This window comes from Corynebacterium fournieri (genome assembly GCF_030408775.1).
Lineage (GTDB): Bacteria > Actinomycetota > Actinomycetes > Mycobacteriales > Mycobacteriaceae > Corynebacterium > Corynebacterium fournieri.
The window spans coordinates 953,640-974,552 of record NZ_CP047210.1; the positions used below are offsets into that span (position 1 = coordinate 953,640).

The window sequence follows — 20,913 nt, forward strand, 5'->3', positions numbered from 1 at the left end:
AACATTGAGGGAAACGTACGACTGCCTCGACCCGCACAAGCGCGCTGAGGGAGTGCGCGCGGCCGCAGACGCCGTACGTGCCGGCCGCTGCGTGGTGCTGCCCACGGACACCGTTTACGGCATCGGTTGCGACGCTTTCAACAACGCGGCCGTGGAGACGCTGCTGGCAACCAAGCACCGCGGGCCGGATATGCCGGTGCCGGTGCTCGTGGGCTCCTGGGTGACTATCCAAGGCCTGGTCCGCGAGTTCACCGAAACGGCGAAGGCGCTCGTGGAGGCGTTCTGGCCGGGCGGGCTATCCATCGTCGTGCCCGAGGCGCCGAGCTTGCCGTGGAACCTGGGCGACACCCGAGGCACCGTGCTGCTGCGTATGCCGAACCAGCCGCTCGCGCTCGAGCTGTTGCAGGAAACTGGACCGATGGCTGTCTCCTCCGCGAACATCTCTGGCAACCCGCCGGCGACCACGGTGACGGAGGCGCGCCAGCAGTTCGGCGACGCGGTGGGAATCTACCTCGACGGCGGCTCGGCGGAGATCGGGGAACCCTCCACGATCATCGACATCTCCGGGCCCGCGCCGAAGATCCTGCGCGAGGGGGCGATCACCGCCGAGCGCATCGGTCAAGTCCTTGGGCTTGAACCGGAGAGTCTGCGGAGGAAGTAGCCGCCGATGAACGCCTCCGGTGTTCCGCTGCGGGAGCTTGGTCTGGTCCTGCTCGTAGCGGCAGCAGTGACCTACCTCGCCACGGGGCCCGTGCGCTCCCTGCTCGTGCGCACAGGCAGGGTGGCAGAGATCCGCACCCGCGACGTGCACACCCAGCCGACACCCTCGCTGGGCGGTCTCGCCATGTTCACCGGATTCTTGGCCGCCTACGCGCTGGCGCAGCAGCTGCCAGCCCTGACACGCGGCTTCGCCCCGCTCACACCCGAAATGACCGCAGTGCTGGTGGGTGGGCTGGCCATCGTGCTGGTGGGCGTGGTCGACGACTTGTACGAGCTGCGCGCCCTGACAAAGCTCATCGGCCAATTCGCGGCGGCGATTGTGATGACTGCGCTGGGCATCGTCTTCACCGTGTTCTACGTGCCGTTCGGCGAGGGCGGCACCACACTCATCCTGGATCAAGCCCAGGGCATGGTCTTCAGCGCAATATTTACGGTCCTGCTGATTAACGCGGTCAACTTCGTCGACGGCATCGACGGCCTCGCCGCCGGGCTGGGCATGATCGCCGGATCCGCGATCCTGCTGTACTCGCTGGCGGTGCTGCACGACCAAGGCGGGGCAGTCTCCGCCTACCCGCCGGCGATCATCTGCGCCATCTTGGTGGGCATCTGCGCCGGCTTTTTGCCCCACAACTTCGAGCCCGCACGCATCTTCATGGGCGACTCCGGCGCCATGCTGATCGGCCTTTTGCTGGCGGCGGCGTCTATCTCCGCGTCCGGCAAGATCAACATGTCGCTCTACGGGGCGGCGGATGTAGTGGCACTGGTGAGCCCGATCATCGTGGTGCTCGCGGCCATCGCGCTGCCGGTGCTGGATCTCGTGTGGGCCGTTGTCAGGCGCACGGCGAGGGGGCAGAGCCCCTTTGCCGCGGATGCCGGCCACATTCACCACCGGCTGCTCCGACTCGGCCACACGCACCGCCGCACGGTGCTGGTGCTGTACATGTGGGTCTCCGCAGTCGCGCTCGGTGCCGTGAGTTTTTCCATCGTCCCCACGAAGGTGGCGCTGGCGCTGAGTCTCACGGCGCTGCTGGTGGCGTTTCTGCTCACGCTGGTGCCGCTTGCGAAGGGCAAAATCGGCCCTGCAGGTAGGATGACCCAGCGTGAAACCGCTTGAAGTAAAAGACGCGAATGCCATGACCGACCACCGCCGCCCACTCGTGCGAGCGTTGAAGGTGGCGGGTTGGGCGCTGGTGGCGCTGACCGTCGTCTCGCTGATGGCGTGGGGCGCGACCCGCGACTTGCCCGGCATCTGGGCGACACTGATGGGCGTGGCCGTCGGGGGCGGCTTTGTACTGTCGACAGCGCTGACCGTGCTGGCCACGTCGAACTCCACGCCGAACACGACGATGGCGGTGGTCCTCGGCGGCTGGCTGCTCAAAATCGGACTGCTCGTGCTGTTCATGCTGTGGATCAAGGGATTCGACTTCTATGACCACCAAGCGTTCGGCATTACGACGGTCGCCGCGTTGGTGGTCGCCCTGGGCGCCGAGACGTGGGGAACCATCACCACCCGCACCACCTACCTGGATTAGCCCCCACACACTGGGCCTGTGACAGACCTAACAGCTGCCCGAAACCACCTCAGAGCAGGGCAGTTGTGGTTTAGCTGTGACTGGGGTGGCGCGTCGGGGGGACGACTACACAGGTAAAACCTACTTTCTCCGGACGGCCTGTTAGGATAACCGCTGGGTTTGTTCTGAGTCGATATTAACCCTCGTAAGCAGGGGAAACCGGCGCAAGAACGACATCCCCTGTCACCGCGGAAGCAGATGTGCGACGGAGTCCGCCGCGGAGGCAGTCTTTGTTGAAGACGTCCATCGCACCGCGCGCCGATTTTTCGGAGCGCGGCCCGAGAACGGGAGAGAACGCTGAGCGTTACAACTTTGGCCATGAAGGGTGAATTCCACGCACCTTCACTTGGTCCAGAATTTTTCCCGGGGCAGACGTACGGCCAGCTCATTGGCGAAGACTTCGCTAATGGGTGGTTCGCACTCGATCGCATCATGCTCGTCCGCCTGTTTATGGCGGCGATCTTGGTGCTCCTCTTTGTTATTGCCTTCCGGAACCCGAAGCTGGTTCCTAAGGGCTTGCAGAATGTCGCCGAAATCGGTGTCGATTTCGTCCGCGTCCAGATCGCGGAGGACACGCTGGGGAAGAAGGACGGCAAGCGGTTCCTGCCGCTGCTGTGCACCATCTTCTTCACCACGCTGTTCATGAACGTGGCAACGATCATCCCGGGCCTGAACATCTCGCCTAACGCACGTATCGGCATGCCGATCGTCATGGCGGTGGCGGCCTACATCGCGATGATCTACGCCGGTGTGAAGCGTTACGGCATCGCATACTTCAAGCACTCGACGGTTATCCCCGGCCTTCCGCCGCTGCTCCACCTTCTGGTGGTGCCGATCGAGTTCTTCTCGACGTTCATCCTGCGTCCGGTCACCCTGGCTCTTCGTCTTATGGCGAACTTCCTGGCTGGCCACATCATTCTCGTCCTGCTGTACTCCGCCACGAACTTCTTCTTCTGGCAGCTGAACGCATGGACGGCAGTGAGTGGCTTGACCCTTATTGCAGCGCTGCTGTTTACCGCATACGAGTTGATCATCATCTTCCTGCAGGCGTACATCTTCGCCCTGCTGACTGCGGTGTACATCGAGCTGTCGCTGCACGCGGATGCGCACTAACAAAGCGCGACCACACGGCCAACTGAATAACCCCACAATCTGTCACTCGCTCACCCGCACCCCGCGGGAGGGCACCTAGAAAGGGAACGACTTTCACATGAACGACATCATTCTTGCTCAGGCAGCGGAGACCGTGAACCGCTACGAGGGTCTCGGCACCATCGGCTACGGCCTCGCAACCATCGGCCCGGGCATCGGCATCGGCATGCTCGTCGGCAAGACCGTTGAGGGCATGGCACGTCAGCCGGAGATGGCTGGCCAGCTGCGCACCACCATGTTCCTGGGTATCGCCTTCGTTGAGGCGCTCGCCCTGATCGGCCTCGTCGCCGGCTTCCTGTTCTAAAAAACAAGAACGAGTAACCCCGTACATTTTTTAGATCAGGAGCAACCAATGACTGACGTCACTGCATTCCTCATGGCCGCAGAGGGCCATGAGACGCTGCCGGGCGAGGGTGAACCTTCCATTCTCTTGCCGGCCGCGTACGACGTGGTTTGGTCTCTTGTCGTTTTCATCATCGTCGGCCTACTTTTTGCGAAGTACGTCATTCCGAAGTTCCAGGAAGTGCTGGCGGAGCGCGAAGACCGAATCAAGGGTGGCATCGAGCGTGCTGAGGTCGCCCAAAAGGAAGCCAAGGCTGCCCTGGAGAAGAACAACGCCGAGCTCGCGGAGGCGCGCCACGAGGCCGCCGAGATCCGTGAAGCCGCCCGCACCCGCGGCAAGGAGATCGAGGCTGAGTCTCGCGCCCGTGCCGAGGACGAGGCCCGCCGCATCATCGAGTCCGGTGAAAAGCAGCTGCAGGCTTCCCGCGAGCAGGTTGTCGCTGAGCTGCGCAACGAGATGGGCCAGAACTCCATCTCGCTGGCTGAGCGTCTGCTGGGCACCGAGCTGTCGGATTCGACCCGCCGCTCGAACACGATCGACGAGTTCCTGAACGAACTCGACCACGTGTCGACGAGGAAGTAGGCGAGATGAAGGCAGCTAGTCGCGAAGCACAGTCGCACGTTACGGACAAGCTCGAGGAGCTGATCCGGAACGCCGACAATTCCGTCGCCGTGGCTGCGCAGATCGGCACCGAGCTGTTCCTCACCGTGGATCAGCTCGACACCGAGCGCGCACTGCGTGTCGCCGTCGCCGATACGTCGCTCGAGTCCTCCCAGCGGGAGGGCATCGTCCGCGACATCTTCGGCAACAAGGTTGCGGAGCCCACCCTGAACATCCTGACCGCTGCAGCGCAGCAGGAGTGGTCGACCCCGCGCGAGTTCCGCGCTGGCTTGGTCAACCTCGGCCGTCGCGCGTTGGAGCTGGGCGCAAAGGAACAGGGTCAGCTGGAGCAGGTGGAAAACGAGCTGTACCAGCTCTCCGTCCTGCTCGAGGGGGAGAAGGAGCTGACGCAGCTGCTCTCCGACCGCACCGCGACCCCGGCGCAGAAGCGCGGACTGTTGGCTAGCGTGATTTACGGCAAGGTGACGATGTTCACCGAGGCGCTGGCATTGCAGGTCATCGGCCGTCCGCAGCACAACCCCGTCGACGACTTGGCCGAACTGGCCTCCGACGTCGCGGAGCTGCGTGGCAAGGCTGTCGCACGCGTGAAGTCCGCTGAGGCACTCAGCGACACCCAGCGCGATGCACTGGCCCGCAAGCTGGAGCAGATTTACGGTCGCGAGATGGCCATCCACTCTGAGGTTGACCCCAGCCTCCTCGGCGGAATGGTTGTCCGTGTGGGCGATGAGGTTATCGACGGTTCGACGCGCGGCAAGATTAGCCGCCTTCGCACCGACATGGCGGCCCAGGCGACCAAATAGAAAACAACATGCTGGAAGAAACTACCGAGAGCAGGAAGAACATGGCGGAGCTGACGATCTCCTCCGATGAGATCCGTAGCGCGATAGCGAACTACACCTCGAGCTACTCCGCGGAGGCCTCCCGTGAGGAGGTCGGCGTGGTGACTTCGGCTGCAGATGGTATTGCCCAGGTTTCCGGGCTGCCAGGCTGCATGACGAACGAGCTGCTCGAGTTCCCGAACGGCGTCATCGGCGTCGCACAGAACCTCGAGACCGATTCCATCGGTGTTGTGGTGCTGGGTAATTTTGAGACCCTTTCCGAGGGCGACGAAGTCAAGCGGACGGGCGAGGTTCTCTCGATCCCGGTCGGCGAGAACTTCCTCGGCCGCGTGATCAACCCCCTGGGCCAGCCGATCGACGGCCTCGGCCCCATCGAAACCAACGAAGAGCGCGCCCTGGAGCTCCAGGCCGCAGGCGTCCTCGACCGCCAGCCGGTCGAGGAGCCGCTGCAGACGGGCATGAAGGCGATCGACGCCATGACGCCGATCGGCCGCGGCCAGCGCCAGCTCATCATTGGCGACCGCAAGACCGGCAAGACCGCGGTCTGCATCGACACCATCCTCAACCAGAAGGAATTCTGGGAGACTGGTGACCCGTCGAAGCAGGTCCGCTGCATCTACGTCGCCGTCGGCCAGAAGGGCTCCACCATTGCTGGTGTGCGCCAGACTCTGGAGGAGAACGGCGCGCTGGAGTACACCACCATCGTGGCAGCTCCGGCATCCGACTCCGCTGGCTTCAAGTGGCTCGCTCCGTTCTCCGGTGCGGCCCTGGGCCAGCACTGGATGTACCAGGGCAAGCACGTCCTGGTGATCTACGATGATCTGACCAAGCAGGCTGAGGCATACCGCGCCATCTCCCTGCTGCTGCGCCGCCCGCCGGGCCGCGAGGCATACCCGGGCGACGTGTTCTACCTGCACTCCCGCCTGCTGGAGCGTGCCGCCAAGCTCAACGACGAGCTCGGCGCCGGCTCCCTGACCGCACTGCCGATCATTGAGACGAAGGCGAACGACGTGGGCGCCTTCATTCCGACCAACGTCATCTCGATTACCGACGGCCAGGTCTTCCTCCAGTCCGACCTGTTCAACCAGGGCGTGCGTCCGGCTATCGACGTGGGCATCTCCGTGTCCCGTGTCGGTGGCGCTGCGCAGACCAAGGGTATGAAGAAGGTTGCCGGTAACCTCCGTCTGGACCTCGCCGCATACCGCGACCTGGAGGCGTTCGCCGCCTTCGCGTCCGACCTCGACGCCGCTTCGAAGAAGCAGCTCGAGCGCGGCCAGCGTCTGGTGGAGCTGCTGAAGCAGTCCGAGCACGCACCGCAGCCGGTCGAGTACCAGATCATCTCGATCTGGGCAGCGAACCAGGGCGTTTTCGACGTCGTTCCCGTCGAGGACGTTCGCCGCTACGAGGGCGAGCTGCACGAGGCGATTCGTGCCAACGCTCCGCAGGTCTACGACCAGATTGCGGGCGGCAAGCAGCTTGACGACGACTCCCAGTCCGCGATCAAGCGCATCAACGAGGACCTGGCACGCAACTTCCAGGCCACCTCCGGCGAGCGCATTGTCCGCGAGGCAGAGGCGGAGCCGCTCGAGGCCAAGCAGGTCGGCAAGAACCAGCTCAACGTCAGCCGCTCCTAATGCGCGCGAGCGCATTAGGACTACTACATAAAGGAAGGGAGGAAACACCATGGCAACGCTTCGCGAATTGCGCGACCGCATCAGGTCCGTCAACTCTACGAAGAAAATCACGAAGGCCCAGGAGCTGATCGCCACCGCGCAGATCACCAAGGCCCAGCAGCGAGTCGAGGCGGCTAAGCCGTACGCCGACGAGCTGAAAGACGTCATGGAACGCCTCGCGTCCGCGAGCTCCCTGGCCCACCCCATGCTCCACGAGCGTGAGAACGGCCGGGTCGCGGCAATCCTCGTGGTCACCTCAGACCGCGGTATGGCCGGCGGTTACAACCACAACGTCCTGAAGAAGGCGGCGCAGCTGGAGCGCATGCTCACCGATGCCGGGTACGAGGTAGTTCGCTACGTCACCGGCAACAAGGGTGTCACGCACTTCAGGTTCCGCGACATGGACGTGGCTGGTTCTTGGACCGGGTTCTCGCAGCAGCCGTCGTGGGAGGACACCCACAACGTGCGCCACCAGATCATCGACGGCTACATGGCCGGCTCCGAGTCCTCGGTGCCGCTGCGTGTCGACGGTGCCGAGGGCGCCGAAACTGGCTCCGTGCGTGGCTTCGATGTCGTGCATGTCGTCTACACCGAGTTCGTCTCCATGCTGTCGCAGGAGGCGCGGGTCACCCAGCTTCTGCCGATCGAGCCGGTGCTGGAGGAGTTCAAGTACGAACAGCAGGACATGCTGACCACCTCCGGCGAGGTGGCTCCGGACATGAACTTCGAGCCCGACCCTGACACGCTGATGGACGAGCTTTTGCCGGTGTACGTTTCCAGGTTGCTCTACTCGATCTTCTTGGAAGCAGCCGCCGCAGAGTCGGCCTCGCGCCGCACGGCTATGAAGAACGCGACGGATAACGCTACGGATCTGGCTAACAACCTGTCCCGTGAAGCTAACCAAGCCCGTCAGGCAAAGATCACCCAGGAAATCACCGAGATTATCGGCGGCGCTGGCGCGCTGTCCGGTAGTGGAGAAAGTGACTAAATCATGACAACTGCTCACTCTTTTGATGAGCGCAACGACGAGCTGGCGGGCGCGGCGCTGAACGATTCCGACGCCCAGGCCCCGGCTCAGGTCGAGAACACTCAGAACCCGCGCGGTTCCGAGAACGGCCGTGTCGTGCGCGTCATCGGCGCAGTCGTCGACGTGGAGTTCCCGCGTGGCGAGCTGCCCGCTCTGTACAACGCGCTCGAGGTCGACATCGACCTCGGCGAAATGTCCCGCACCATCGTGCTCGAGGTTGCCCAGTTCCTGGGCGATAACCTCGTGCGCACCATCGCCATGGCTCCGACCGACGGCCTCGTCCGCGGCGCCAAGGTGGCAGACTCCGGTAACCCGATCTCGGTGCCGGTGGGCGACCAGGTCAAGGGCCACGTGTTCAACGCGCTGGGCCAGTGCCTGGACGACCCGTCGGTAGGCGAGACCGGCGAGCGCTGGGGCATCCACCGCGAGCCGCCGGCCTTCAAGGACCTCGAGGGTAAGACCGAGATCCTGGAAACCGGCATTAAGGTCATCGACCTGCTCACCCCGTACGTCAAGGGCGGCAAGATCGGCCTGTTCGGCGGCGCTGGCGTGGGCAAGACCGTGCTGATCCAGGAGATGATTACGCGTATCGCGCGCGAGTTCTCCGGTACCTCGGTCTTCGCCGGCGTGGGCGAGCGCACCCGTGAGGGCACCGACCTGTTCCTCGAGATGGAGGACATGGGCGTGCTTCCGGATACCGCGCTTGTCTTCGGCCAGATGGATGAGCCGCCGGGGGTCCGTATGCGCGTGGCCCTGTCCGGTCTGACCATGGCGGAGTACTTCCGCGATGTGCAGAACCAGGACGTGCTGCTGTTCATCGACAACATCTTCCGTTTCACCCAGGCGGGCTCCGAGGTGTCGACCCTTCTGGGCCGTATGCCTTCTGCCGTGGGTTACCAGCCGACCCTGGCCGACGAGATGGGTGTGCTCCAGGAGCGCATTACCTCGACCAAGGGCCGCTCGATCACGTCGCTGCAGGCCGTGTACGTGCCGGCGGACGACTACACCGACCCGGCTCCGGCCACCACCTTCGCCCACCTCGATGCGACCACCGAGCTTTCCCGTTCGATCGCGTCGAAGGGCATCTACCCGGCCGTGGACCCGCTGACCTCCACGTCTCGTATCCTCGAGCCGGGCATCGTGGGCGAGCGCCACTACAACGTCGCCCAGAAGGTCATCGGTATTCTGCAGAAGAACAAGGAGCTGCAGGACATCATCGCCATCCTGGGTATGGACGAGCTGTCCGAGGAAGACAAGATCACCGTGCAGCGCGCACGTAAGATCCAGCGCTTCCTGGGCCAGAACTTCTTCGTGGCGAAGAAGTTCACCGGCGACGAGGGCTCTTACGTCCCGCTCGAGGACACGATCGACGCGTTCGACCGTATCTGCGAGGGTGAGTTCGACCACTACCCGGAGCAGGCCTTTAACGGTCTCGGCGGTCTGGACGACGTCGAGGCTGCGTACAAGAAGCTGCAGGCGTAGGAGGGTAGAACATGGCTGAACTTACCGCTCAACTGGTCGCGGTTGACCGCATGCTCTGGAAAGGCCAGGCAAGCATCGTCACCGCCCAGACCACGGAGGGTGAGATCGGCATCCTTCCTGGCCACGAGCCGCTCCTTGGCCAGCTCAAGGACAACGGTGTGGTGACCATCCGCCCGGTGGACGGTGACCGCATTGTCGCTGCCGTCCAGGGTGGCTTCCTGTCCGTTGTGGGCGAGAAGGTGACCATCCTGGCCGACTTCGCCGTCTTCGCCTCCGAGGTCGACACCGCCGACGCGGAGTCGCACCTCAACGACGAGGACAGCGTTGTCAAGGCTCGTTCCGAGGCGGAGCTCGCCGCGGTGCGCCGCTTGAACCAGTAACTGGTCTGGAAGGCATAGACGCCGACCGCCACGCATCCACCCCCTCCCGGGAAACCGGGAGGGGGTGTTTCGCATTTGTGCGATATGATCAAGACAATGTTTATCCAGCGTGGTCGAGGAGGTTGGGCCGGGATGCTCGTCGTCGCAATTGTTGCAGCGATTGTCCTGGTCGTCCTCGCTGCCGCGGCCGCGTGGCGGTTTGCCATGGTGCGCAATTCCGGCGCGCGGGCGATGATGCGCGAGCTGCCTGCCGACGGCGTCCACGGCTGGCGGCACGGAGTGCTGCGCTACGACGGTGAGCGGCTGCTGTTTTTCAAGCTTCGGTCGTTGACCTTCCACCACGATGTGGAGCTGGATCGCCGCGGAGTGGAGTTTGAGGGCTTCAGGGACGTGACTGCGGGCGAACGCGAGTTCATGCCCGAGATCGGTCACGTCCTTTGTTTTTCCGGCCCCACCGGCGATTTCGAGTTCGCCGCGGACATCCACACCGAGATGGGGCTCATTTCCTGGGTGGAGGCGGCACCAGACGCGCGCAAGGAGCGTATCGACGTGCATTCGCTTGCCCAGCGCGCCCACCGCGATTCCAAGCCGGCGTGATCGCGGCTGTACCCTGATCCGCATGCGTCTTGTCATTGCACGTTGCTCTGTGGATTACGTCGGCCGCTTAGATGCGCACCTGCCGGAGGCGACCCGCCTGATCTTGGTCAAGGCTGACGGATCCGTGTCCGTCCACGCCGACGACCGCGCGTACAAACCGCTGAACTGGATGACGCCGCCGTGCACCACGCGAGTGGAGCAGGTGGTGGACTTGGACGGCGAGGACACAGGCGAAGAGCTCTGGATTGTGGAGAACCCCAAGGGCGAGCAGCTGCGCATCACCGTCTCAGAGGTGATGATGGACGAGACAAAGGAGCTCGGCGTGGACCCGGGCTTGGTCAAAGACGGCGTGGAGTCCCACCTGCAGGAGCTTCTGGCGGAGCACATCACCACGCTGGGCGAGGGGGTGACCCTGGTGCGCCGCGAGTATCCCACCGCGATCGGGCCCGTGGACATCCTCGCTCGCGACCCAGAGGGCGGCACGCTTGCGGTGGAGGTGAAGCGCCGCGGAGGTATCGACGGCGTGGAGCAGCTATCGCGCTACGTGGAGCTGCTCAACCGCGACGAGCTGCTGCGTCCGGTGCGCGGGGTATTCGCGGCCCAGGAGATCAAGCCGCAGGCTCGCACGCTGGCCGGCGACCGTGGCTTCGAGTGCGTGACGCTGGACTACGACGAGCTGCGCGGCATCGAGTCCGCGGAGCTGCGGCTGTTCTAATGCCGCGCAGGAACCGCCGCCAGCGCCACTCGCCGCGCTACGTGCTGCCGCGCGATGGCTCCACCTTCATCGGCACCCAGGAGGTCGAGGGGCCGAGCTGGACTAACGGCGAGGTGTTCAAGGTGCGCCAGATCGGCTCGGCGGCCGCGACGAAGTACTACGTGTGCCCGGGCTGCAACCAAAACATTCCGCCGGGGGTGGCGCACGTGGTGGCCTGGCCGCGCGATACGGGCCGGGGTGCGGACGACCGACGGCACTGGCACAAGCACTGCTGGCAGCGGCGCTAGACTTGGCCGCATGATTGCAGCGTTTTCTGTGGCTCCGACCATGACTGAAAACTCCAATGCGGAGATGTCCGACGTTGTCGCCAGGGCGGTGAGGGTGGTCCGGGAGTCCGGACTGCCGCACGAGACCACGGCGATGTTTACCACCGTTGAGGGGGAGTGGGACGAGGTGATGGACGTGATCAAACGTGCCACGCAGGCGGTGGAGGAAGTCTCGCCGCGTGTCTCATTGGTGGTCAAGGCGGACATCCGGCCGGGGTACACGGACATGCTGCACCAGAAGGTGGAGTCGTTGAACAAGCATTTGGAGGCATAAGATGACCAACCCGCAGTTCACCGGGGGCGCTATCGATCTTGGGGCGCTCGCGGACCGGAAAGAACAGACCGGCGGCTTCGAGCCGTTCATCACCGTCGATGAGGCAGGCATTGAGCAGCAGGTGATCCAGCGCTCCATGCAGATCCCGGTTGTGCTGCTCATCGGCACGCCGCGCAGCCCCGATTCGGAGAGCTTGAAGGCGCAGTTTGAGAAGCTGGCGGCCGGGCAGCGCGCCTTCATGGTCGGCTACGTCGACGCGGATGCCACCCCGCAGATCGCGCAGGCGATGGGCGTGCGCGTGCTACCCACCGTGCTCGCGCTCGCGGGCGGGCGCCCGGTGGCGAACTTCGAGGGCAACCAGCCCGCGGACGAGCTGGAACAGTGGGTCGGTGCGCTAGTGAGCCAGGTCGGGCCGCAGTTGCAGGGGCTGTCCGAGGAAGCCGATGCGCCAGAACCCGCCGAGGACCCCCGTCTGGACCAGGCCACCGAGGCGCTGAACGCGGGCGACTTCGACCGCGCCACGGCGGTCTACGACGAGATCCTCGCCGACGATCCTTCCAACGCTGAGATCAAGCAGGCGAAGGCCACCGTCGCTGTGTTGAAGCGGGTCCAGGGGCAGGGGGAGCCGGAGGATGACGTCGAAAAGCAGCTGTTCGCCGCGGACCAAGAGTTCGTCGCAGGCGACCCGGAAGCAGCGTTCGACCGGCTGCTGGCGCTGGTCAAGGCCGAGCCGCGCGCGAAGGAGCGCCTGCTGGAGCTGCTCACGCTGCTCGAGCCGGGCGACCCGCGCGTGATTGCGGCGCGCACCCGGCTGGCCAGCGCACTGTTCTAGCGGCGCAGGATGTAGTACTGCGCGCTCATCGCCGGCACGTGCACCTCGACGGACTGCTCGAAGCGGTCCCACTCGGTAGGCTGCGTGTGCACGATGCGCGGCAGGTCGTTGCCGGCGCCGCCGTAGACGGCGTCGTCGGTGTTGACCAACAGCTCCCACTCGCCGGCCTCAGGCAGGCCTAGGCGGTAGTTGGGCTGGGAGACCCCGGAGAGGTTGACCACCGCGAGCACCGGGGTGGCGTCCACACCCCAGCGGACGTAGGCAAGGATGTTGTTCGCCGAATCGTCGCCCTTGACCCACTGGAAGCCCATGGGGGTGTTGTCCTGGGAGTACAGCGCCGGGGTGTCCCGGTAGACCAGGTTCAAATCCCGCACGAGGCGCTGCACGCCGCGGTGGTAGCCGTGGCCCCAACTATCGGCGATGTTGTCCCAGTTCACCGAGTGCGCTTCGTCCCACTCGGTGGTCTGGCCCCACTCGCACCCCATGAACAGCAGCTGCTTGCCGGGGTGGGAGAACATGTAGCCGTACAGGGCGCGAAGGCCGGCGGCTTTGTTCCAATCGTCGCCAGGCATGCGCTGCCACAGCGAGCCTTTGCCGTGGACCACCTCGTCGTGGCTAAACGGCAGGACGTAGCGCTCGGAGAACGCGTACACAAGCGAGAACGTGATCTCGTTGTGGTGGTGGGAGCGGTGGATGGGATCGAGGGAGAAGTACTCCAACGTGTCGTTCATCCAGCCCATGTTCCACTTCAGAGAAAAGCCCAGCCCGTCCGCGTCGGTCTGCGCGGTCACGCCCGGCCAGGCGGTGGATTCCTCCGCGATGGTGAGCACACCGGGGTGCTCGCGGTGCACGGTGGCGTTCATCTCCTGGAGGAACTGCACGGCCTCCCAGTGCTCGCGGCCGCCGTACTGGTTGGGTAGCCACTCGCCGGGCTCGCGGGAGTAGTCCAGGTAGAGCATGGAGGCCACCGCATCCACGCGCAGGCCGTCGAGGTGGAACTCCTCGCACCAGTACAGCGCGTTGGCCACCAGGAAGTTGCGCACCTCGCGGCGGCCGTAGTCGAAGACGTAGGTGCCCCAGTCCTTCTGCTCGCCGCGGCGCCAGTCGGGGTGCTCGTACAAGGCGGTGCCGTCGAAGCGCGCCAGTGCGAAGTCGTCTTTGGGGAAGTGGGCGGGCACCCAGTCCACGATGACGCCGATGCCGTTGGCGTGCAAGGTGTCCACGAGTGCGCGGAACTCGTCCGGAGTACCCCAGCGCGCGGTCGGTGCGTAGTAGCCGGTGACCTGGTAGCCCCAGGAGCCGCCGAAGGGGTGCTCCGCGACGGGGAGGAACTCCACGTGGGTGAAGCCGTTTTCCACCAGGTAGGGCACGAGTTCCTCGGTCAGCGACGCGTAGTTGGAGCCCTGCTTCCAGGAGCCGATGTGGCACTCGTAGACGCTCATGGCGGAGTTGGTCGCATCGCTGCCGGCGCGCGCGTGCATCCATTCGCTGTCGGTCCACTCGAACTGGCTGGGCGCCGCCACCACGGAGGTGGTCTCCGGCGGCGTGAGCGTGCGCTTGGCCAGCGGGTCAGCCTTGTCTATGCGGGTGCCCTCGGCGGTTTGGATGGCGTACTTGTAGGTCGTGCCGTCGTCGATGCCGGGGATGAAAATCTCCCACACGCCGGACACGCCGAGAGAGCGCATGGGGTACTGATTCGGGTTCCACTCGCAGAAGTCGCCGATGACGGCCACGCCCTGCGCGTTGGGCGCCCACACGGCAAACGAGGTGCCGCGGACCTCACCGAGGGAGGTTTCGTAGGAGCGCACGTTCGCGCCCAGGACCTCCCAGAGGCGCTCGTGGCGGCCCTCGCCGATGAGGTGCAGGTCCAGCGAGCCCAAGGTGGGCAGGAAGTGGTAAGCATCGGCGAGGATGCGCGGCTCGGCGCCGGGGTAGGTCACGCGGAAGCGGTAGTCGGGCGAATGCTCGTCGTCAAGCGCGACTGCCCACATGTCGTCGCCGATCGGCTCCATGGGCTTAGAGGAGTTGTGGATGAGCAGCTCCACGTTTTCCGCGCCGAGGAAGCGGGTGCGCACGACGGAGCCTGCGCCTGTGCGGTGCCAGCCGTAGAAGTCGTGCGGTGCGTGGTGCTTGCACGCGGTGAGGCGCTGGCGGTCGCCTTCGGGGATGAGCAGGTCGGTGTTCATGGCTTTCCTTAGGGGCGGTAGTCGTGGTCTGAGATCTGACGGTACGCAAGTGCTTCTCGACGAGCCGAAGGCACCTCCGGCAACCGGAAAATGTGCGCGACATTCTTCTCCGGGGCGAGCCGGACGAAGTTGCCGGTCTCAGCGGTGGTCCAGGTGTAGCTCTCGCCGGTGATCTGGTCGGCCACCTCGAAGGTGGCGCCGTCGTTGAGCCCGACGGCGGAGGCGTCGACGCGCAGCATGCCCTCCTGGGTGGAAGTCGGGTCCAAGTTGACCACCACCAGCACCGCGTTGCCCGTTTCGGCATCGACCTTGGAGTAGGCGATGATGTTGTCGTTGCCGATGTCGTGGAAGTGGATCTGGCGCAGCTGCTGCAGCGCCGGGTTGTCCCGGCGGATGGCGTTGAGCAGCGTCAGGTAGGGCTCGAGCGACTCACCGCTTTCCAGCTTCGCGGCGAAGTCGCGGTGGCGCAGCTGGTACTTTTCGCTGTCGTGGTACTCCTCGCTGCCCTCGGCAACGGGCCGGTCCTCGTAGAGCTCGTAGCCGGAGTAGACGCCCCACAGCGGGCTCATCGTGGCAGCCAAGGTGGCGCGCAGCGCGAACGCTGCCGGGCCGCCCTGCTGCAGGGTGGCGTGCAGGATGTCGGGGGTGTTGACGAAGAGGTTCGGGCGGGAGACGTCTGCGACGTCGACAAGCAACTGCGCGAAATCGGTCAGCTCCGCCTTCGTGGTCTTCCACGTGAAGTGGGTGTAGGACTGCGAAAAGCCAGCCTTGGACAGGCCGTACATGCGCGGCGGGCGGGTAAACGCCTCCGCCAAAAAGATCACGTCCGGATCTGTCTCGTGCACCTTGGAAATCAGCCAGTGCCAAAAATTCACCGGTTTGGTGTGCGGATTGTCCACGCGGAAGGTGGTCACGCCCAGGTCCACCCAGTACATGAGCACGCGGTAGATCTCCGCGTAGAGCTTCTCAGGCGCGTTGTCGAAGTTCAGCGGGTAGATGTCCTGGTACTTCTTCGGCGGGTTCTCCGCGTACGCGATGGTGCCGTCCGCCAGCACGGTGAAAAACTCCGGGTGCTCGCGCGCCCACGGGTGGTCCGGGGCAGCCTGGAGGGCGAAATCGAGCGCAACTTCCAGGCCCAGCTCGTTGGCGTGGTCCATCATGTCCAAAAACTCGTCCTCGCCGCCCAGGTTGGGGTCGAAGGCGTCGTGGCCGCCGTGCTTGGAGCCGATCGCCCACGGCGAGCCCACATCGCCGTCTTCCGGCGTGAGCGTGTTGTTGCGGCCTTTACGGTTGACTTCGCCGATGGGGTGGATGGGCGGGAAGTAGACGGTGTCGAAGCCCATGTCCGCCACGCGCTGCAGCTGCGCCGCGGTGGTGGCCCAGGTGCCGTGCACCGGGTTGCCCTTCTCATCCAGGCCGCCGGTGGACCGGGGAAACAGCTCGTACCAGGAATTCACCAGCGCCTCGCGGCGCTCCACCAGAATGTCGGCCACCGGCCCGCGAGTGACCAGCTCGCGCAGCGGGGAGGCGGCCAACACGTCGCGTACTTCGGGGGAGACGCACGCCGCGATGCGCTCGGCCAGCGGCAACGAGGCGTCGAGAAGCGTCGCACGCGCCTTTTCGAGCACCTTCGGCTCCGGCGTCTGGGCGATGGTGGCGGCGAACAGATCCGCGCCGTGGGCGATGTCGTTGGCCATCTCCGCCTCGGTCTGGCCCGCGGCGAGTTTCTTTTCCACCGCGTTGCGCCACGTTGCCATCACGTCGCTCCACGCGTCCACGCGGTAGCGCCACAGGCCCTGTTCACGGGGGATGAAAATGCCGTGGACGTAGTCCGGGCGGTAGACCTCCTGATGCATGGGCACCTGGTACTGTGCGCCCGATGGTGCGACGAGTACCAGCGTCGCCGCGATCGCGTCGTGGCCCTCGCGCCAGACCAGCGCCGAGACCGGCACCACCTCGCCGACCACGGCCTTTGCGGGCAACGTGCGCCCGGAGACCTGCGGGCGCACATCGTCGATGCCAAAGCGAGCAACCATAAAATCGGACCCTCTCAACCTGCCTGCATTCCATCTGACAGGGTAGCGCGGGCCTCCCACACACGCGGGCCGAAATAGGTAAAGATGGGAGCGTGAATGCGAACGAGGAAAGCACCGAGGAATTGACCACAGACCCGGACCTGCTGGTGGACATGCGCGACGCGGAATTCATCCGCGGAGGCAACGTTCTCGTCGGCCCCGTGACGTGGCAGGTGGAGCTGGACGAGCGCTGGGTCGTCATCGGCCCGAACGGCGCTGGCAAGACCACGCTGATCCGTATGGCCTCGGCGCAGGAGTTCCCCTCCAAAGGCACCGTGTTCATCCTCGGCGAGCGAGTCGGCGCGACCGACATGCGCGATCTGCGCGCGGCGATCGGCCTGACCTCGTCCGCGGTGGCGCAGCGCGTGCCCGACAACGAAAAGGTGGGCGACCTGGTGGTGTCCGCCGGCTACGCCATTTTGGGCCGCTGGCGCGAGGACTACGACGAGATGGATTACGAGCAGGCCCTCGAAGTGCTCGAGCAGGTCGGCGCGATCCACCTGATCGACCGGCGCTGGGGCACGCTTTCCGACGGCGAGAAGAAGCGCGTGCTGGTGGCGCGCGCGGTGATGACCAACCCGGAGCTGCTTATCCTGGACGAGCCGGCCGCGGGCATGGACCTGGGCGGGCGCGAGGACCTGCTGGCCTACCTGGGGGATTTGGCCCTGGACCCGGACGCCCCGGCGATTGTGATGATCACCCACCACCTGGAGGAGATCCCGGCCGGGTTCACCCACGCAATGCTGCTGGACGAGGGCGAAGTGGTCGCCCAAGGGCTCATCGACGACGTGCTCACCTCCGAGAACGTCTCGCGGGCCTACCACCAGCCCATCGAGGTCACCTACGACGACGGCCGCTACACGGCGCGCCGGGCGCGCTCGAAGCGCGGAGGTGCGCACCGGGCGTAGGCCCGGGGCAGCGGTCATGCCCACGCAAAGGAATCGCACACAGGGCGTGCAAACGCACGACGTCGCCGACACCATCGACGTCCACGAGCGCAGCGGGTTTCACGGGGCCCGGCTCTCTGCGACGGTGATGCTGCTTCGCGACGGCGCATCCGGCCTGGAGGTCTGGATGCAAGAGCGCGTGTTATCCATGCCCAATTACCCCGGCATCACCGTCTTTCCCGGCGGCGGGGTGGATTCGCGCGATTTCCCTCCGCGCGCGTGGAACGACGGCGAGCTGTGGCTGGGCCGTTCCGCCATCTCACTTGGGCGCCAGCTGGGTGTGACCAAGTACAAGGCGTACGCCCTGTTGTTTGCGGCGGTGCGCGAGTTGTTCGAGGAAACCGGCACGCTGCTCGCGGTCGACGACGACGGCGTGCTGCTCGACGACGCCCGCCCGTTCCACGACCGACGCCTGAAGCTGGAGTCACACGAGCTGTCCCTGACCGACGTGTTGCGCGAGTCCAACCTCAACGTCTGCGCCGACCTGCTCAAGCCCCAAGCGCGCTGGGTGGGACGCTCTGAATCCGGCAACTGGTTCGACACCTTCACCTTTGTCGCCGCGCAGCCCGGGGGCCAGGAACCGGACGGTGACACCGAGGAGGCGGACGACGCGAACTGGTTTCCGCCGCAGCTGCTCCTCGACGGCTGGCGCCACGGGCTTGTGCGCCTCGCGCCTTCGACCTGGGCGCAGCTGAAGGACGTAGCCAAGTTCTCCACCACGCAAGAAGCGCTCGCGGCGGTGGGCACTTCCTTCCTGTCGCCCGTGGTGGGGGACCCGGTAGACGACGAGCGCTACCTCGACTTCTTCTCGTTCACCCCCGTGGACCGGATTGGACGCCGCGGTGGGATTTAGCGTTGAAGAAGCCCGCTACCTGGCGGCTAACGCGGCAGAGCTTGCCGCGGTGGCGTCGCAGGTGGCGCTGACGAAGAAATCCGTGTTCGCGGACCGCGGGGTGCTCGAGCGCCACTTCGGCGACTACGCACGCGCGGCGAGCGTGTGCATCGCCTCCCAGCGCGCGGCGGCGGGGAAGTTCCCCGGGAGTTGGCTCACGGACGCAGACGCCGCGCAGCAAGCCACCCCCGCGCGGGTCTCGCGGGTGCGCGCCGAGCGCATCGCGGCGGCAGGCGCGCAGTTCGTCCACGACGTGACCTGCTCCGTCGGCTCCGAAGCGCCCGCATTCGCCGGTCTCGGCGCGGCCTGGCTCGGCTCGGACCTCGACGCCGCGCGGCTGGTCATGGCGCGCCACAACCTCGGGCCCGATGCCTGGCTCGCCCGCGCGGACGCGCTCGCGCCCGTCAGCCGCGGCGGGGTGGTCGTAGCCGACCCGGCGCGGCGCGCAGACGGCAAGCGCATCACCGACCCCGCCAAGCTCTTGCCGCCCCTGCCGGACCTTTTGGCAGCCCACGCGGGACGCGAGCTGGCGGTGAAGTGCGCGCCGGGCATCGACTACTCGGGGTGGGAGGGCTTAGTCAGTGTCGTCTCCGTCGATGGCGGCGTGAAGGAGGCGTGCCTGTACACGCCGGGGCTCGCAGGCGGCGCGGGCAGGGAAGCGGTCGTGCTGCGGGCGTTTGAAGAGCGCGTATACGACACCGAACCCGACGAAGTGGAGGTCACCGCGCCACGGCGCTGGATAGTCGAGCCGGACGGCGCGGTGGTGCGCGCGGGTCTGGTGCGCCAGTGGGCGGCGCGCCACGGGTTGAGCATGCTGGACGAGCACATCGCCTTCACCACGGGCGAGCAGCTTCCGGCGGGCTACAGCGGCTTCGAGTTCATCGAAGCCGTGCCGCTGCGGGCGCTGAAGAAGACCTTGGCCGGCCACGGCGCCGGGTCCGCGGAGATTCTCGTGCGTGGGGTGGACGTGGACCCGGACCAGCTGCGCAAGAAGTTGAAGCTGCGCGGGGACAGGCAGATGGGTGTGGTGATCGCGCGCATCGGCGACGACGCGGTGGCGCACGTGTGCGGCCCGCGCGTGCACGCCTAATCTGTGGGGCATGGTCTATCTCGATCACGCAGCTACCACCCCCATGCGCCAGTGCGCCATCGACGCGTGGGTGGAACACGCCGGGGCGCTCAACGCGGGCAGCCAGCACAGTGCGGGGCGGCGGGCGAATGCGGTGCTCGCCGACGCCCGCGAGCGCGTCGCCGCGGTGCTCGGCGCGGACCCGGTGGAGGTGGTCTTCACCGGCTCCGGCACCGAGGCGAACAACATCGGGGTGCGCGGGCTGCACGGTGCCTCCGGCGGCGGCCGGGTTGTTTCCACGCCGATCGAGCACCCGGCGGTGCTGGAGGTGGTCAAGTCTCTGGGCCAGACTGAGTTGCTGCCGGTTGGGCGCGACGGTGTCGTGGAGGATCTGAGCGTCTTGGATAGCCCGGCCGCGGTGGCGGCGGTGATGTGGGCGAACAACGAGACCGGCGCGATCCAACCCGTGCAGGAGGTGGTGCGGCGCGCGGGCGCTGCGGGCACCCCAGTGCACGTGGACGCGGTGCAGGCGGTGGGGCATATTCCGGTGGACTTTCACGCACTCGGCGCGGCCACGCTCGCGGCCAGCGCGCACAAGTTCGGCGGGCCGCGTGGGACGGGGATCCTGCTGGCCCGGCGCTCGCCTGCGCCCAAGCCGGTGATCCTCGGCGGCGGGCAGGAGCGCGGCATCCGCTCCGGCACGGTGGACGTCGCCTCAGCCGCGGCGACGGCGGCAGCGCTGGAGGAGGCGGTCGCCGAGATGGAGCGCGAGCAGACCCGGGTCCGTGAACTGCGCGACGCGGTGATCGCGGGGGTGGAAGCGGCGGTGCCGGAGGTGATCGTCGCAAAGCACGAGCCCTGCCTGCCGGGTCACGCGCACTTCATGTTCCCCGGCGCGAACGCGGATGCGCTGATCATGCTGCTGGATACCCAGGGCGTCCAGGTTTCGGCTGGCTCGGCGTGCGCCAGCGGGGTGGTGCGTATGAGCCACGTGCTTGAGGCGATGGGGTTTTCCCAGCGCCAAGCGATGGGGGCGCTGCGCGTGACGGTGGGGCGAACGAACACGCGCGAGGACGTCGACGCGTTTTTGGCTGCTATCCCGGATGTGGTGGAGCGGGCCCGCGCGGCCGGCGCACTGTAATGGGCGTGTCGTATGTGGCGTGTGTGATTTGAGTGGTTTAGGGTGTCTGCC

The 20,913-nt window shown here is 65.9% G+C and carries 22 protein-coding genes; 20 read left to right on the top strand and 2 right to left on the bottom strand.

The window, feature by feature from the left end:
* The first annotated feature begins 4 nt into the window (after positions 1-4).
* From CFOUR_RS04665 to CFOUR_RS04740, 16 genes are all read left to right on the top strand, one after another.
* Entirely contained in the window at positions 5-661 is a 657-nt protein-coding gene (locus CFOUR_RS04665; RefSeq protein WP_085956619.1) for an L-threonylcarbamoyladenylate synthase, read from the top strand.
* A 6-nt stretch (positions 662-667) separates the two neighbouring features.
* Entirely contained in the window at positions 668-1,834 is a 1,167-nt protein-coding gene (locus CFOUR_RS04670; protein ID WP_085956618.1) for an MraY family glycosyltransferase, read from the top strand.
* A 19-nt stretch (positions 1,835-1,853) separates the two neighbouring features.
* Positions 1,854-2,252: a Cg1360 family ATP-synthase-associated protein gene (locus tag CFOUR_RS04675; protein ID WP_085956617.1), complete on the top strand. Its 399-nt coding sequence runs from the start codon at positions 1,854-1,856 to the stop codon at positions 2,250-2,252.
* A 357-nt stretch (positions 2,253-2,609) separates the two neighbouring features.
* Positions 2,610-3,404, top strand: a complete 795-nt coding sequence (gene atpB / locus CFOUR_RS04680; RefSeq protein WP_085956616.1) for a F0F1 ATP synthase subunit A — start codon at positions 2,610-2,612, stop codon at positions 3,402-3,404.
* Between the two features lie 97 nt (positions 3,405-3,501).
* On the top strand, positions 3,502-3,747 hold the full coding sequence (locus CFOUR_RS04685) for an ATP synthase F0 subunit C (RefSeq protein WP_034999811.1): 246 nt from the start codon (positions 3,502-3,504) through the stop codon (positions 3,745-3,747).
* A 48-nt stretch (positions 3,748-3,795) separates the two neighbouring features.
* Positions 3,796-4,368, top strand: a complete 573-nt coding sequence (locus CFOUR_RS04690; protein ID WP_085956615.1) for a F0F1 ATP synthase subunit B — start codon at positions 3,796-3,798, stop codon at positions 4,366-4,368.
* A gap of 5 nt (positions 4,369-4,373) precedes the next feature.
* The gene (locus CFOUR_RS04695) at positions 4,374-5,207 is read left to right on the top strand and encodes a F0F1 ATP synthase subunit delta (protein WP_085956614.1); all 834 of its coding nucleotides are present in this window, start codon (positions 4,374-4,376) and stop codon (positions 5,205-5,207) included.
* 8 nt (positions 5,208-5,215) lie between these two features.
* The gene (atpA, locus tag CFOUR_RS04700; RefSeq protein ID WP_085956613.1) at positions 5,216-6,880 is read left to right on the top strand and encodes a F0F1 ATP synthase subunit alpha; all 1,665 of its coding nucleotides are present in this window, start codon (positions 5,216-5,218) and stop codon (positions 6,878-6,880) included.
* 49 nt (positions 6,881-6,929) lie between these two features.
* Entirely contained in the window at positions 6,930-7,907 is a 978-nt protein-coding gene (locus CFOUR_RS04705) for a F0F1 ATP synthase subunit gamma (RefSeq protein ID WP_085956612.1), read from the top strand.
* Positions 7,908-7,910: 3 nt separating this feature from the next.
* Complete coding sequence (gene atpD, locus CFOUR_RS04710; RefSeq protein WP_230471720.1) at positions 7,911-9,428, top strand: F0F1 ATP synthase subunit beta; 1,518 nt, start codon at positions 7,911-7,913, stop codon at positions 9,426-9,428.
* An 11-nt stretch (positions 9,429-9,439) separates the two neighbouring features.
* A complete protein-coding gene (locus CFOUR_RS04715) occupies positions 9,440-9,808 on the top strand; it encodes a F0F1 ATP synthase subunit epsilon (protein WP_085956611.1) in 369 nt (122 codons plus the stop codon).
* A 96-nt stretch (positions 9,809-9,904) separates the two neighbouring features.
* On the top strand, positions 9,905-10,405 hold the full coding sequence (locus CFOUR_RS04720; RefSeq protein ID WP_179154757.1) for a DUF2550 domain-containing protein: 501 nt from the start codon (positions 9,905-9,907) through the stop codon (positions 10,403-10,405).
* 22 nt (positions 10,406-10,427) lie between these two features.
* Positions 10,428-11,120 (top strand): endonuclease NucS, encoded by a 693-nt coding sequence (gene nucS, locus CFOUR_RS04725; RefSeq protein ID WP_085956609.1) that lies wholly within the window; start codon positions 10,428-10,430, stop codon positions 11,118-11,120.
* Positions 11,120-11,407 (top strand): Rv1322 family protein, encoded by a 288-nt coding sequence (locus tag CFOUR_RS04730; protein WP_085956608.1) that lies wholly within the window; start codon positions 11,120-11,122, stop codon positions 11,405-11,407. Before nucS ends, CFOUR_RS04730 begins: the two co-directional genes overlap by 1 nt.
* A gap of 10 nt (positions 11,408-11,417) precedes the next feature.
* Positions 11,418-11,720: a thiamine-binding protein gene (locus CFOUR_RS04735; protein WP_085956607.1), complete on the top strand. Its 303-nt coding sequence runs from the start codon at positions 11,418-11,420 to the stop codon at positions 11,718-11,720.
* 1 nt (position 11,721) lies between these two features.
* Positions 11,722-12,552 carry a tetratricopeptide repeat protein gene (locus CFOUR_RS04740; protein WP_085956606.1) on the top strand — a complete coding sequence of 277 codons (831 nt, stop codon included), beginning with the start codon at positions 11,722-11,724 and terminating at the stop codon, positions 12,550-12,552.
* Here the strand turns inward: CFOUR_RS04740 and glgB are convergent.
* Positions 12,549-14,738 carry a 1,4-alpha-glucan branching protein GlgB gene (glgB, locus tag CFOUR_RS04745; protein WP_179154756.1) on the bottom strand — a complete coding sequence of 730 codons (2,190 nt, stop codon included), beginning with the start codon at positions 14,736-14,738 and terminating at the stop codon, positions 12,549-12,551. The two genes, CFOUR_RS04740 and glgB, sit on opposite strands and share 4 nt — an antisense overlap.
* A gap of 8 nt (positions 14,739-14,746) precedes the next feature.
* A complete protein-coding gene (locus tag CFOUR_RS04750) occupies positions 14,747-16,774 on the bottom strand; it encodes a maltotransferase domain-containing protein (protein WP_085956605.1) in 2,028 nt (675 codons plus the stop codon).
* 152 nt (positions 16,775-16,926) lie between these two features.
* Between CFOUR_RS04750 and CFOUR_RS04755 the strand changes: the two genes are divergently transcribed.
* The 4 genes from CFOUR_RS04755 to CFOUR_RS04770 are packed head-to-tail and all read left to right on the top strand — an operon-like array spanning position 16,927 to position 20,862.
* Positions 16,927-17,721, top strand: a complete 795-nt coding sequence (locus tag CFOUR_RS04755) for an ABC transporter ATP-binding protein (RefSeq protein WP_085958308.1) — start codon at positions 16,927-16,929, stop codon at positions 17,719-17,721.
* A 16-nt stretch (positions 17,722-17,737) separates the two neighbouring features.
* Positions 17,738-18,613: an NUDIX hydrolase gene (locus tag CFOUR_RS04760; RefSeq protein WP_085956604.1), complete on the top strand. Its 876-nt coding sequence runs from the start codon at positions 17,738-17,740 to the stop codon at positions 18,611-18,613.
* Positions 18,603-19,742, top strand: a complete 1,140-nt coding sequence (locus tag CFOUR_RS04765; protein ID WP_085956603.1) for a THUMP-like domain-containing protein — start codon at positions 18,603-18,605, stop codon at positions 19,740-19,742. The genes CFOUR_RS04760 and CFOUR_RS04765 overlap by 11 nt, the downstream gene beginning before the upstream one ends.
* A 10-nt stretch (positions 19,743-19,752) precedes the next feature.
* Positions 19,753-20,862: a cysteine desulfurase family protein gene (locus CFOUR_RS04770; protein WP_290180123.1), complete on the top strand. Its 1,110-nt coding sequence runs from the start codon at positions 19,753-19,755 to the stop codon at positions 20,860-20,862.
* Positions 20,863-20,913 lie beyond the last annotated feature (51 nt).

What these genes read in the sequence shown, in the direction of transcription:
- atpD (WP_230471720.1), top strand. Translation starts at nt 7,911, where the DNA reads ATGACAACTGCTCACTCTTTTGATGAGCGCAACGACGAGCTGGCGGGC.
- CFOUR_RS04720 (WP_179154757.1), top strand. Translation starts at nt 9,905, where the DNA reads ATGTTTATCCAGCGTGGTCGAGGAGGTTGGGCCGGGATGCTCGTCGTC.
- CFOUR_RS04735 (WP_085956607.1), top strand. Translation starts at nt 11,418, where the DNA reads ATGATTGCAGCGTTTTCTGTGGCTCCGACCATGACTGAAAACTCCAAT.
- CFOUR_RS04670 (WP_085956618.1), top strand. Translation starts at nt 668, where the DNA reads ATGAACGCCTCCGGTGTTCCGCTGCGGGAGCTTGGTCTGGTCCTGCTC.
- nucS (WP_085956609.1), top strand. Translation starts at nt 10,428, where the DNA reads ATGCGTCTTGTCATTGCACGTTGCTCTGTGGATTACGTCGGCCGCTTA.
- CFOUR_RS04750 (WP_085956605.1), bottom strand. Translation starts at nt 16,774, where the DNA reads ATGGTTGCTCGCTTTGGCATCGACGATGTGCGCCCGCAGGTCTCCGGG.
- CFOUR_RS04730 (WP_085956608.1), top strand. Translation starts at nt 11,120, where the DNA reads ATGCCGCGCAGGAACCGCCGCCAGCGCCACTCGCCGCGCTACGTGCTG.
- atpA (WP_085956613.1), top strand. Translation starts at nt 5,216, where the DNA reads ATGCTGGAAGAAACTACCGAGAGCAGGAAGAACATGGCGGAGCTGACG.
- CFOUR_RS04690 (WP_085956615.1), top strand. Translation starts at nt 3,796, where the DNA reads ATGACTGACGTCACTGCATTCCTCATGGCCGCAGAGGGCCATGAGACG.
- CFOUR_RS04705 (WP_085956612.1), top strand. Translation starts at nt 6,930, where the DNA reads ATGGCAACGCTTCGCGAATTGCGCGACCGCATCAGGTCCGTCAACTCT.
- atpB (WP_085956616.1), top strand. Translation starts at nt 2,610, where the DNA reads ATGAAGGGTGAATTCCACGCACCTTCACTTGGTCCAGAATTTTTCCCG.
- CFOUR_RS04695 (WP_085956614.1), top strand. Translation starts at nt 4,374, where the DNA reads ATGAAGGCAGCTAGTCGCGAAGCACAGTCGCACGTTACGGACAAGCTC.
- CFOUR_RS04755 (WP_085958308.1), top strand. Translation starts at nt 16,927, where the DNA reads ATGCGCGACGCGGAATTCATCCGCGGAGGCAACGTTCTCGTCGGCCCC.
- CFOUR_RS04685 (WP_034999811.1), top strand. Translation starts at nt 3,502, where the DNA reads ATGAACGACATCATTCTTGCTCAGGCAGCGGAGACCGTGAACCGCTAC.
- CFOUR_RS04770 (WP_290180123.1), top strand. Translation starts at nt 19,753, where the DNA reads ATGGTCTATCTCGATCACGCAGCTACCACCCCCATGCGCCAGTGCGCC.
- glgB (WP_179154756.1), bottom strand. Translation starts at nt 14,738, where the DNA reads ATGAACACCGACCTGCTCATCCCCGAAGGCGACCGCCAGCGCCTCACC.
- CFOUR_RS04760 (WP_085956604.1), top strand. Translation starts at nt 17,738, where the DNA reads ATGCCCACGCAAAGGAATCGCACACAGGGCGTGCAAACGCACGACGTC.
- CFOUR_RS04740 (WP_085956606.1), top strand. Translation starts at nt 11,722, where the DNA reads ATGACCAACCCGCAGTTCACCGGGGGCGCTATCGATCTTGGGGCGCTC.
- CFOUR_RS04675 (WP_085956617.1), top strand. Translation starts at nt 1,854, where the DNA reads ATGACCGACCACCGCCGCCCACTCGTGCGAGCGTTGAAGGTGGCGGGT.
- CFOUR_RS04715 (WP_085956611.1), top strand. Translation starts at nt 9,440, where the DNA reads ATGGCTGAACTTACCGCTCAACTGGTCGCGGTTGACCGCATGCTCTGG.